The organism is Streptomyces sp. FH025 (assembly GCF_017427025.1).
In the GTDB taxonomy this organism is placed as follows: domain Bacteria; phylum Actinomycetota; class Actinomycetes; order Streptomycetales; family Streptomycetaceae; genus Kitasatospora.
Genome location: NZ_JAFLNG010000172.1, coordinates 1 through 12,217, shown reverse-complemented (window position 1 = coordinate 12,217; position 12,217 = coordinate 1). Strand labels below are relative to the sequence as shown.

Annotated in this window: 9 protein-coding genes; 5 read left to right on the top strand and 4 right to left on the bottom strand. The window is 73.2% G+C overall.

Translation table 11 applies throughout. The annotated features are described in order from the left end of the window. The coding region (locus J0670_RS14910) for an MFS transporter (protein WP_374223105.1) at positions 1-672 on the top strand (672 nt) is incomplete at its 5' end. Between the two features lie 153 nt (positions 673-825). Continuing rightward, positions 826-2,073 (top strand): pyridoxal-dependent decarboxylase, encoded by a 1,248-nt coding sequence (locus tag J0670_RS14905; RefSeq protein ID WP_207812045.1) that lies wholly within the window; start codon positions 826-828, stop codon positions 2,071-2,073. A gap of 70 nt (positions 2,074-2,143) precedes the next feature. On the opposite strand, the gene J0670_RS14900 is transcribed toward J0670_RS14905, so the two are convergent. Further along, positions 2,144-2,590: a hypothetical protein gene (locus tag J0670_RS14900; protein ID WP_207812044.1), complete on the bottom strand. Its 447-nt coding sequence runs from the start codon at positions 2,588-2,590 to the stop codon at positions 2,144-2,146. A 188-nt stretch (positions 2,591-2,778) separates the two neighbouring features. Between J0670_RS14900 and J0670_RS14895 the strand changes: the two genes are divergently transcribed. Then, positions 2,779-3,207: a PPOX class F420-dependent oxidoreductase gene (locus tag J0670_RS14895; RefSeq protein WP_207812043.1), complete on the top strand. Its 429-nt coding sequence runs from the start codon at positions 2,779-2,781 to the stop codon at positions 3,205-3,207. A 64-nt stretch (positions 3,208-3,271) separates the two neighbouring features. Here J0670_RS14895 and J0670_RS14890 read toward each other — a convergent pair whose 3' ends face one another. Together J0670_RS14890 and ligA are read right to left on the bottom strand one after the other, a co-directional pair. Continuing rightward, positions 3,272-4,069, bottom strand: coding sequence for a putative protein N(5)-glutamine methyltransferase (locus tag J0670_RS14890; protein ID WP_207812042.1), 798 nt, complete (start codon positions 4,067-4,069; stop codon positions 3,272-3,274). 293 nt (positions 4,070-4,362) lie between these two features. Continuing rightward, positions 4,363-6,408, bottom strand: a complete 2,046-nt coding sequence (gene ligA, locus J0670_RS14885; RefSeq protein ID WP_207812041.1) for an NAD-dependent DNA ligase LigA — start codon at positions 6,406-6,408, stop codon at positions 4,363-4,365. A gap of 224 nt (positions 6,409-6,632) precedes the next feature. Between ligA and J0670_RS14880 the strand changes: the two genes are divergently transcribed. Next, complete coding sequence (locus J0670_RS14880; RefSeq protein ID WP_207812040.1) at positions 6,633-11,237, top strand: DUF11 domain-containing protein; 4,605 nt, start codon at positions 6,633-6,635, stop codon at positions 11,235-11,237. A gap of 73 nt (positions 11,238-11,310) precedes the next feature. Here the strand turns inward: J0670_RS14880 and J0670_RS14875 are convergent, their stop codons facing one another. Further along, a complete protein-coding gene (locus tag J0670_RS14875; RefSeq protein ID WP_207812039.1) occupies positions 11,311-11,994 on the bottom strand; it encodes a ScbR family autoregulator-binding transcription factor in 684 nt (227 codons plus the stop codon). A gap of 41 nt (positions 11,995-12,035) precedes the next feature. Between J0670_RS14875 and J0670_RS14870 the strand changes: the two genes are divergently transcribed. Continuing rightward, on the top strand, positions 12,036-12,217 hold a 182-nt coding region (locus tag J0670_RS14870; protein WP_207812038.1), incomplete at its 3' end, for a hypothetical protein.

Sequence of the window (12,217 nt, the reverse complement as noted above, 5' to 3'; positions counted from 1 at the left end):
CCGCTGGAAGCGCCCCCCGGCGAGGTGGAAGCGCGCCCCGGCGAGGCCCCGGCCCGCCACGGCACCGTACGCGCGGACCTGGTCGACGGCCTGCGCTACATCCGGCGCCACCGGTTGATCGGCCCGCTGGTCGCCGCCGGGGCCGTCTGCGAGCTCGGGCTCACCGGCACCCTCAACGTCGGCATGGTGCTGCTCAACGCCGAACGCGGCTGGGGCGCGTCCGGCTACGGCTGGATCGTGAGCAGCTTCGGCGCCGGGGCCGCCGCCAGTGCCGCCCTGCTCGCCGTCGTCGGCCGACTGCCCCGGGCCGGCCTCACCATGACCGGGACCCTGCTGGCCGCCAGCGTGGGAGCGGCCGCCATGGCGCTGGTCCCGGCCCTGTGGGCGGCCGCGCTGCTGGCCGCACTGGTCGGACTGGCCGCCGGCGTCCTCGGCAGCCTGGGCAACGCCCTGATCCAGACCGCGGCCGACCCCGGCTACCTCGGCCGGGTCACCTCCGTCGTGATGCTCACCATGGTCGGCCTCGCGCCGCTCAGCTACCCGCTGGTCGGTGCCGCCATCGGCGCCTGGGGCGCCGCCCCGGTCTTCGTCGGCTGCGGCGTGTTCTCCTGCCTCGGCGCGCTCCCCGCTCTGGTCTCCAAGGCCGTGCGCCGGGCCGAACTTCCCGGGTGAAACCCGGCCAGAGGTTGACGTTCGGTTCCCACGTCGCAGCCAGGCCGGAGGACCTCGACCGCTCCGTCCAGGCCACCGGCCTCGGATTGGCCCGGGACGGCACCCCGCTCGGCCGCTAGCCTCAGGCGCACCACCAATCAACGGAGAACCCCGATGCACCCCGAACTCGCCGCCGACCTCGACCGGTTGCCCGCCCTCCTGGAGGAAACCCGGCAGCAGGCGCTGGCCTTCCTCGCGGGCCTCGACGACCGCCCGGTGATCCCGCCCCGGTCGGAGCCGCCGGCGGCGGAGCCGCTGCCCGAGCACGGCGGCGGCCTGCCGGCGGCGCTGACGGAGTTCGCCGAGCGCTGGCAACCGAGGCTGTCGGCCAGTGTCGGGCCGCGCTACTACGGCTTCGTCACCGGCGGCTCCACCCCCGCCGCGCTGGCGGGCGACTGGCTGACGGCGGCGGCCGACCAGAACTCCAACTCCTCGCTCGACCCGGCCGGTCAGCACCTGGAGCGGCAGACGGTCGGCTGGCTGCGCGAGCTGTTCGGGCTCTCCCCCGCGCACAGCGGCACCTTCGTGAGCGGCGCGACCATGTCCAACACCGTCGGCCTGGCGATCGCCCGCGAGTGGCTGGGTGAGCGGCTCGGCGTGGACGTGGCCGAGGACGGCGCCGCCGCGCTGGGCCGGGTGCGGGTGCTGTCCGGCAGCGCGCACTCCAGTGTCTCCAAGGCGCTGTCCGTCCTGGGCCTGGGCCGCCGGGCGCTGACCGTCGTCCCCGTCCTGCCCGGCCGCGAGGCGGTGGACGTGGCCGCGCTGGAGCGGGCGCTCGCCGAGGCCGAGGGCCCGTGCATCGTGGTGGCCAACGCCGGCACGGTGAACACCGTCGACTTCGACGACCTGCGCGCGATCGCCGACCTCCGCGAGCGGTACGGGTTCTGGCTGCACGTCGACGCCGCGTTCGGCGCCTTCGCCGCGCTGTCGCCCGAGCACGCCGACCTGGTGGCCGGACTGGACCGGGCCGACTCGGTCTGCGTCGACCTGCACAAGTGGCTCAACGTGCCCTACGACAGCGCCGTGCAGTTCACCCGCCGCCCCGACCTCCAGGCCCGGGTCTTCCGGAACGCCGCCGCCTACCTCGGCCCTCTCGGCGAGCACCCCGACCTGGTGCACCTCACCCCGGAGAACTCGCACCGGCTGCGCGCCCTCGCCGCCTGGTTCACCCTGCGCGCCTACGGGCGGGCTGGCCAGCGGGAGATCGTGGAGCGCTGCGTCGCCGGCGCCCGCGCGCTCGGCGAGGCCGTCACGGCGATCGACGGCCTGCGGCTGCTCGCCCCGGTCCGCCTCAACGTGGTCTGCTTCACCCTCGCCGCCGACCCCACCCCGGAGCGCCTCGCCGCCCTGGCGGCCGAGTAGACCCGTCTCTCGGATCCTCGCCGGGTCCGACGAGGATCCGAGAGACCGGCCCTGATCTCCGGCGCACTCCCTACGGGTGTGCCCCGTCCCCGTACGTCCCGCCGGCCGCGTCGGTCAGGCTCGCCATGAACTCCGCGTGCGCCAGGTTCATGAACTGCAACGCGCGCCAGCGGGACCGGTGGTCGGGGTGGTCGCGGAACCGGTCGGCGGTCACGCAGAGCCGCCCCCACCAGATCATCACGTCCTGGCGCAGCCGCTGGGTCTGCCCCGGCTGGTCGACCCGGCCCTCGACGACCACCTCCGACCAGGCGCCGAGCAGGTCCCCCAGCTGGACGCAGTCGTTGGCGGTGATGTCCGCGAGGCGCTCGGCGGCGAAGCGGGCGTCGCTGCCCTCGGGCTGCGCCTCGACGATCTCGGCGAGACGGGCGGCCAGGAAGTGCCGCAGTGGGGTGACGTCCTCGTAGTGCAAGTCGTCGGAGAACTCCAGCAGTTCCTTCGGCTGGTGGTCGGCGGCCATGGTGCGGTGCCCCCTCGGTTCGGAACGAGCGCTCGGTGACGGGTCGTCACTCCCCGTCCAGACTCAGACCCTAGCCCCCGACGGCGGCCGCCATCGGGATTTCCGCGGATCCCGACATTCGGCCCGAGCAGGGCAACACCCCTGCCCCATCTTGACCTTGGCGCGGTGTGAAGCCCGATGATGTCCCCATGACCGCAACCGCATTCGACCCGTACGCGCTGATCGCGCAGAGCCGCCTCGGCGTCCTCGCCACCATCAAGGCGGACGGACGGCCCCAACTCTCCCCCGTACTGTTCCACTTCGACCGCGAGGCGAACGTCATCCTGGTCTCCACCCAGGAAGGCCGGGCCAAGACCGCGAACCTGCGCCGGGACCCTCGGGTCAGCCTGGAGGTGACCGCGCCCGACGGGCGCCCCTGGGCCACCGCCGAGGGCACGGCCTCCCTCACCGGGCCGGGCCTCGACCCGAACGGGCCCGAGGTCGAGGCGCTGGTCGACTACTACCGGCGCGCCGGCGGCGAGCACCCGGACTGGGCGAAGTACCGCGAGGCGATGGTCTCCGACCGCCGGGTGCTCCTCACCATCACGGTCGACCACGTGTACGGCCCCCGGATCTGACCGGCTCCCGGCCGCCGCTCCCCGGAGGAGCGGCGGCCGGGACGTTCCAGGGACGACCGGCCGGTCAGCCCCTTCTCGCGACGACCACCGTGGCGTCCAGCTCCTCCTCCCGGCGCGCGTCGGCCGTCAGGCCCGCCGCCCGCGCCACTGCCAGCGCGTCCGCCGACTGCCGCTCGCTGGTCTCGAACAGCAGCGCCCCGCCTGCGGCCAGCCATCGCGGCGCCTCCGCCGCCACCCGGCGCAGGACGTCCAGTCCGTCCGCCCCGCCGTCCAGCGCGGGCCGCGCCTCGTGCAGCCGGGCCTCGGGCGGCAGCAGTTCGATGTCGCCGGTCGGCACGTACGGGACGTTGGCGATCAGCACGTCCACCCGCCCGCGCAGTTCGTCGGGCAGGGCGGCGAACAGGTCGCCCCGGAACACCCGCGCGCCCGTCCCGGCCAGATTGCGGCGGGCGCAGCGGACGGCGACCGGGTCCAGGTCGGCCGCGTACAGCTCGACCGGGTGCCCGGCGGTGGCCGCCACGGCGGCGCCGAGCGCGCCGCTGCCGCAGCACAGGTCGACCACCAGCTCGCCCGGGCGGCCGGTGAGCCGGGCGGCGGCCGAGGCGGCCAGGAACTCGCTGCGTCGGCGCGGGACGAACACGCCCGGGTCGACGGCGATCCGCAGCCCGGCGAACTCGGCCCAGCCGACGACGTGCTCCAGCGGCCGTCCCTCGGCGCGGGTGCGGACCATGGTGGCCAGCTCGGCGGTGGTGGTGGCGGCGGTGAGCAGGATCCGTGCCTCGTCCTCGGCGAACACGCAACCGGCGGCGCGCAGCCGGGAGACGACCGAGGAACGGAGAGCGGCGGAGGAGAAGAGCGGCAAAGGGAACCCCTTGGGGAGGTACGGGAGGAGAACGGAGGACTCCGTCAGGGCTCCCGCCAGGGCCGACGCCGCGTCGGTGCGCCCGCGCTACGCGCGCCGGGCGCCCGCACGGCCGCGCTCCGGGAGCACCCGCTCGGACATACCGGTAATGGGTCTCACCTCCCCGTGTCGCGTCGTATTCGGCGTCGGTCACCCTACCGCACCGCCACCGCCGGTGATCAAGCCGCTTTCCCGGCCCGGCTCAGCCGTGGAACTCGGCCGAGGGCTTCAGGTGACGAACTCGGCCGAGGAGCTCAGGCGAGGAAGTCGGCCACCAGCGCCGCGAACTCCTCCGGGGTGGTGACCGGCACGCCGAGCTCCTCCGCCTTGGCCCGCTTGGAACCCGCCTTCTCTCCGGCGACCAGCAGGGCGGTGCGCTTGGAGACCGAGGTGGAGGCCTTGCCGCCCGCCCGTTCGATCAGCTCGTTCATCGCGTTGCGGGAGAGTTCGGCGAGGGCTCCGGTCATGCTGCCGGTGACCACGACGCTCTGCCCGGCCAGCGGGCCGGACGGACCGGCTTCCTCGTCATCGATCGCGACGACGACGGCCGGCTCGGTCACCTCCGTCCCCACCCCCTGCTCGGCGAGCCTGTCCAGCAGCCCCGCCACCTCGGCGAGTTCGGCGACGATCACGGCCGCCTTCTCCGCCCCGATGCCGTCCACGCCCGCCAGCGCCGCCTCGTCCGCCGCCCGGATCGCGGCCATGCTGCCGAAGTGCGCGGCGATCCGGCGCGACATGGTCCGCCCGGTGCCCCGGATGCCGAGCGCGCAGAACACCCGGTTGAGCGGCCGCGCCCGGGCGGTCTCGATGGCGGCGAGCAGGTTGTCGGCGCTGGTTTCGCCCATCCGCTCCAGGGTGAGCAGCTGCTCGCGGGTGAGGGTGAACAGGTCGGCGAGGTCGGCGACCAGCCCGGTCTCCACCAGTTGCACGGCCCGGGTGCCGCCGAGGCCCTCGATGTCCAGCTGGTCGCGCCCGGCGGCGTAGATCACCGAGGCGACGGCCTGGCAGCCGCGGCCGCGCACGCAGCGCCAGCGCTGCTCGGAGGTGTCGATGGCGTCGCCGCAGCGGGGGCAGGCCTCGGGGAAGGCGATCGGCTGTTCGGCGCCGGTGCGCTCCTCGACCAGCGGCGCCTCCACCCGCGGGATCACGTCCCCGGCACGGTAGACGAACACCTGGTCGCCGATCATCAGGCCGCGGCGCTCGATGTCGGCGGGGTTGTGCAGCGTCGCGTAGGTGACGGTGACGCCGTCGATCACCACCGGCTCCAGCACCGCGCGGGGCGCGATGATGCCGGTTCGGCCGACGTTCCACTCCACCCCGAGCAGCCGGGTGACCTTGTGCTGGGCCTGGAGCTTGCGGGCCACCGCCCAGCGCGGCGCCCGGGAGCCGGAGCCGGCCTCCTCCTGGTCCGCCACCGCGTCCGCCTTGACCACCACGCCGTCGATCCCGAACGGCAGCGCGGCGCGCAGGGCGGCGATCTCCTCGATCCGCTGCTCCGCCTCGGCGAGCGTGGCGCAGCGGCGGGGCGCGGCCTGGGTGCTGGCGGCGGTGTTGGCGCCGAGCGCGGCCAGGCGGTCCAGCAGCTCGACGTGGTCGAGGCCGGGCAGGCCGTGGGCGTCGTAGGCGAAGAAGGTGAGCTCGACCCGGTAGGGGCGGTCCTTGGCGCGCAGGGTGCCGGCGGCGCCGCTGCGCGGGTGGGCGAAGGGGGTGGCGCCGTGCGCGGTGCGGGCGGCATTGGCCTGCTCGAACTGTTCGTGGGTCAGCAGCACCTCGCCGCGCAGCTCGACGTCGAGCGGTTCGGCGAGCCGCTCGGGCAGGCCGAGGACGGTTCCGGCGGCGTGGGTGATGTCCTCGCCCGCGAGGCCGTCGCCCCGGGTGAGCAGCCGGGTGAGCCGGCCGGCCCGGTAGCGGGCGGCGACGGCCAGGCCGTCCAGCTTGGGTTCGACGCACCAGGCGGCGACCGGGCGGCCGAGTCTGCGCTCCAACCCGGTGGCCCAGGAGTCGAGTTCAACGGCCGAGAAGACGTTGTCGAGCGACAGCATCGGCGCGCTGTGCGGGACGTCCCCGACGGCCGCGCCGCCGGCGACCTTGCCGGTGGGAGACTCGGGCAGCACCGCGTCCGGGTGCTCGCGCTCGTAGGCCTCGATCGCCCGGACGAGGGCGTCGTACTCGTCGTCCCCGAGCGGGGTGGAGCCGTCCGAGTAGTACGCGGTGGCGGCCCGTACGGCGGTGGCGACGGCGTCGGCGTAGGCCTGCGGGGAGGCGAGGGCGGGGGTGGCCGTGGCGGCTGCGTCCTTCATGCCGTCATCATGACCGGCCGCACTGACATTCGGCCCGAGTATCGAGCCTGCACCGACAGGGCCGCCTCCCGCACGCCGCGCTCGCTCATCCGAGCGATCCGATAGAGCCGGTGTCGGTATCTTGCGATAACCGGGCGTAGTCACAGCACATACCTGACGATATGACAAGAACAACCCGCGGTCCGTCACGGCTTCGTGCCCGAACGGCCCGACTCGTAACCACTGTGACGGCCCTCGGGCTGTTCGGCGCCGGACTCACCGCCCCGCTCGCCCAGGCCGTGGCTCCGGCCCGGAACCCGGTCTCGGCGGTTCCGGAGCGTGTCCGTGCGGGCGGCTCACCGCTGCTCCAGGAGACTTTCACCAACGCCACCGCGGACCCGCGCTTCGTCGCCGTCGGCGACGCCTGTCTGACCGGCGCGCCCGCCGCCACGCCCGGTCCGGGCGACCACCCTCTCGGCGGCTGCCCCCTCAACGAGATCGGCCCGGTGCCGCCGCTGGACTCCGCGCCGTTCGGCTACCTGCGGCTCACCGAATCGGGCAACGACGAGAGCGGCGCCGTCCTGTTCGACCAGGCCCTGCCGGCCGGCAACGGCCTGGACGTCACCTTCGACCAGTGGCAGTACGGCAGCACCACCCCCAACACCCCCGCCGACGGCATCTCCTTCTTCCTCGTCAACGGCGATGTCTCGCTCACCCACCCGGGTGCCTTCGGCGGCAGCCTCGGCTACGCCCAGAAGCTCCCGAACGACGATCCCAACCTCGCCTTCCTGCCCGGTGTCGACCGCGGTTACCTGGGTGTCGGCCTGGACGTCCTCGGCAACTACTTCGGCGACTGGGAGCACCGCGGCAACGGCTGCGCGACCCGCTCCCCCGCCGGTACGATCTTCCGCGTGCCCGCGCCCGGCGCCAACATGGTCACCGTTCGCGGCCCCGGTGACGGCACCGACGGCTACTGCTTCCTGACCGCGACGACCAGCAACTTCACCACCAGCGGCCCGTGGCCCTCGACCCTGCCGGGCAAACTCCAGGGCCCGCTCACCACGCTGCCGCCCGGTGTGACGCCGGAGCAGGCGCAGACCCTGCTGGAGCCCTCGCGCCGCCGGGTCGAGGTGCACCTGTCGCCCGCGCCCTCCCCGGTGCTGACGGTCAACGTCGACTTCAACGACGGCACCGGCCCGCACCAGGTGCTCCAGACGCCGGCGCCGCAGCCGGTGCCCGCCACCTACAAGTTCGGCTTCGCCGGCTCGACCGGCTCGTTCACCGACGTGCACCTGATCCGCAACGTCTCGCTCAGCACCGATGCGCCACTGCCCGCCCTGAACCTGGTCAAGCAGCCGCACGAGCCGCTGCCCGGGCTGCTGACGGTCGGCACGCCGGTGCCGTACGACTTCGTGGTGACCAACTCGGGCACCGTGCCGATCAACAACCTGGCCGTCGAGGACCCGAAGGTCGGTCCGGTCAGCTGCCCGGTCTCCACCCTGGCGCCCGGTGAGACGGTCACCTGTACGGCGACGTACCTGATCACCGCGGCCGACGCCGCCGCGGGCAACGTCACCAACACCGCCCAGGCCACCGGCACCGCCGACGGCAATCCGATCACCTCACCGCCGTCCACCGTCACCCTGCCGGTGGTGTCCCCGCCGGGCCTGACGATCGTCAAGCACGTCGACGCGCCCGAGCCGTTCGCGGTCGGCGACACCATCCCGTACAGCTACGTGGTCACCAACACCGGCGGGACCACGATCGACGCGCTCACCGTGACGGACGACAAGGCCACCGGCATCACCTGCGCCGCCACCGTGCTGGCGCCGGCCGGAAGCCCCGGGGACAGCACCATCTGCAAGGGCACCTACGTCGTCACCGCAGCCGACGCGCAGGCCGAGAAGGTCACCAACCACGCCCAGGCGCACGGGACTTCGAACGGCCAACCGGTCGACTCGCCGCCGACCGAGGCCACCGTGACGGTCATCGGCCCCGCCTCGATCGGTCTGACGAAGCAGGCCAGCACACCCGGTCCGGTGCACGTCGGGGACACGGTCAACTACACCTACACCGTCACCAACACCGGAACGGCGACCCTGACCGACGTCGCGGTCAACGACGACCACGTCACCCCGATCACCTGTGACAACACCACGCTGACCGCCGGCCAGGTCGCCACCTGCCACGGCAGCTACGTCGTCACCACGGCCGACCTGGACCTCGGGCACGTCACCAACACCGCCCTGGCGACGGCCACCGGCCCGCAGGGGCAGACCGTCGAGAGCCCGCCCGCGGAGGTGACGCTGCAGGTCATCGGCGTGGGCAAGCTGGAGCTGACGAAGCAGGCCGACACCCTCGGCCCGGTCCACGTCGGCGACACGGTCAACTACACCTACACCGTCACCAACACCGGAACCGCGCCCCTGACGAACATCGCCGTCACGGACGACCACGTCGCGTCGGTGACGTGTGCCCAGACGAGCCTCAACCCCGGCCAGAGCACCACCTGCCACGGCAGCTACGTCGTCACCGGTGCCGACCTGCAAGCCGGGCACGTCACCAACACCGCCCACGCCACCGGCACCGACCCCCAGGGTCAAACCGTCCAGAGCCCGCCCGCCGAGGTGACGCTGCCGGTCGCCGGTGTGGGCCTGCTGGAGCTGATCAAGCGGGTCGACACACCCGGCCCGGTCCACGTCGGCGACACGGTCAACTACACCTACACCGTGACCAACACCGGCACCGCGGCCCTGACCAACATCACGGTCACCGACGACCACGTCTCCCCGGTGACCTGCACCCAGACGAGCCTCACCCCCGGCCAGAGCACCACCTGCCACGGCAGCTACGTCGTCACCGGTGCCGACCTGCAAGCCGGGCACGTCACCAACACCGCGCACGCCACCGGCACCGACCCCCAGGGCCAGACCATCCAGAGCTCGCCCGAACAGGCCACGATCACCGTGATCGGCGTCGGCAAGCTGGAGCTGACCAAGCAGGCCGACACCCTCGGCCCGGTCCACGTCGGCGACACGGTCAACTACACCTACACCGTCACCAACACCGGCACCGCGCCGCTCACCAACGTCGCGGTCGCCGACGACCTCACCCCGGTGACCTGCGGCCAGACCACCCTCAACCCCGGCCAGAGCACCACCTGCCACGGCAGCTACGTCGTCACCCCAGCCGACCTCCAGGCCGGGCACGTCACCAACATCGCTGTGGCGACGGCGACCGGCCCGCAGGGGGAGACCGTCGAGAGCCCGCCCGCAGAGGTGACACTGGAGGTCATCGGCGTGGGCCTGCTGGAGCTGATCAAGCGGGTCGACACACCCGGCCCGGTGCACGTCGGGGACACGGTCAACTACACCTACACCGTCACCAACACCGGGACGGCGACCCTGACCAACATCACGGTCACCGACGACCACGTCACCTCGGTGACGTGTGCCCAGACGAGCCTCAACCCGGGACAGAGCACGACCTGCCACGGCAGCTACGTCGTCACCACGACCGACCTCCAGGCCGGGCACGTCACTAACACCGCGCGGGCCTCCGGCACCAACCCCCAAGGCCAGAGCATCCAGAGCTCGCCCGAACAGGCCACGATCACGGTGATCGGCGTGGGCGCGCTGGAACTGACGAAGCAACCCGACACGACCGGCCCGTTCCACGTCGGTGACACCGTCACCTACACCTATGCCGTCACCAACACCGGAACCGCGACCCTGACCAACATCGCCGTCACCGACGACCACGTCACCTCGGTCACCTGCGGCCAGACCACCCTCGACCCGGGGCAGAGCACCAGGTGCGACGGCAGCTACGTCGTCACCGCGGCCGACCTCCAGGCCGGGCACGTCACCAACACCGCCCACGCCACCGGTACCACCCACCAGGGCGAAACCGTCCAGAGCCCCCCGGCTCAGGCGACCGTCACCGTCATCGGCGTCGGCAGGCTGCAGGTCACGAAGCAACCCGACACACCCGGCCCGTTCCAGGTCGGTGACACGGTGAACTACACGTACACCGTCACCAACACCGGCACCGCGACCCTGACCAACATCGCCGTCACCGACGACCACGTCACCTCGGTCACCTGCGCCCCGACCACCCTCAACCCCGGCCAGAGCAGCACCTGCCACGGCAGCTACGTGATCACCGCGGCGGACGGCCAGGCCGGGCACGTCACCAACACCGCGCACGCCACCGGCACCGACCCCCAGGGCCAGACCGTGCAGAGCCCGCCCGCCCAAGCCACCGTCAACGTGGGCACCAATGTCCCCTCGCTGGCCCTGACCAAGCGGGCCGACGCGACCGGGGCGGTGCACCCCGGGGAGACGATCACCTACACGTACACCGTCACCAACACCGGGAACACCACCCTGACCTCCGTGACCGTCAACGACGACCGGGTCCAGCCGGTCACCTGCGACCGGACCACCCTGGAGCCGGGGCAGAGCACCACCTGCCACGGCACCTACGTCGTCACCGAGGCGGACGCCGAAGCGGGCAGCATCACCAACACCGCCCGGGCCACCGCCCGTGACCCGCAGGGTGAGTTGGTGGAGAGCCCGCCCGTCGAGGTCTGCGTGGCGGTCTCCCCCTGCCCGCCGAAGGACCACTGGAACAGGGGCGGCGGCAGGGGCTGCCCGAACCACCCGGGACACCCCGGCGGCTACCCCATCCCGCCGCAGGCGGACGTCCAGGACCTGTTGGCGGAGGTCGGCTCGCCGTCCCTCGCCGCCGGTGGGGCCGGTAGCGGGCTGATCGCCCTGAGCGGCCTGGTGCTCCGCCAGGTCCGGCGCCGCGCGGCCACCGCCCGCAACCAGACCGAGGAGAGCTGATCACACCGCTGCGCTGACGCACCGCTGCGCCGCCCCCGGCCCCCGCGACGACGGGTGCCGGGGGCGGCGTACGTCAGGCGGCCTGCGGGGCCGCCGGGGCGGTGCGGTACCCGTCGGAGCCGCCCGGCGGGACGAGGCAGGGCAGCAGCCAGTCCCACAGGGCGCCGACCCGTCGGGCGCGTTCCTCGGCGGGGCAGCCGTCGGCGAAGGCGACCTCCAGGCCGCAGGCCGCCGTCACCACCAGGGCCTCGGGGCCGAGTCCGCCCGCGCGGTCGTGCAGTTCGCCCTCCCGGCGGGCACCGGACAGCAGTTCCCGGACGACGCCGGCCCACACCCCGTGGAAGCCCCGTACGCCGTCGAGGGCGTTGGACCGCTGCGGCGGGTGGGACGGCTGTGACGGCGGTGATGACGTCTGCCAGTCGCCGCCGTCGCGGCCGAGCCGGAAGGCGGCCCGGATCACCGCGTCCGATTCCAGGGCGTCGACCAGCCAGTAGGCCGCGTCGATCAGCGCCTGCAAGGGTGAGGAGGAGACGAGCAGGGCGGCACAGGTGTCCTTCAGTGAGCGCTCGGCCTGTTCGAACACCGCGCCGGCCAGGGCCGCCTTGGACGCGAAGTGGAAGTACAGCGCACCCTTCGTCACTCCGGCACCCGCGGCGATCTCCCCGAGCGTGGCGCCGGCGTAGCCGTGGCGGTCGAAGAGCGCCGCTCCCACCTCCACCAGTCGCCCGCGCGTTCGTTCCGAGCGTTCCTGGACCACCCGTCCCCACCCCTCACAACGACCAGACACCCTCGTCAACCATGTCCAGTCAAAAACAGGACGCGCGGTTTGTCAATACAAAACCGAACGCGCCGTTTGTTTTGTTGGGGCCGATGCGTTCGAATGGTGGGCCGCCCCGGGAGCTCGCCGGCGCCTACGCCTACGGCCGCCCCGGCATGCCGAAGGCGGCGCCGGATCCGCACGGATCCCCGCCGCCTGTTCG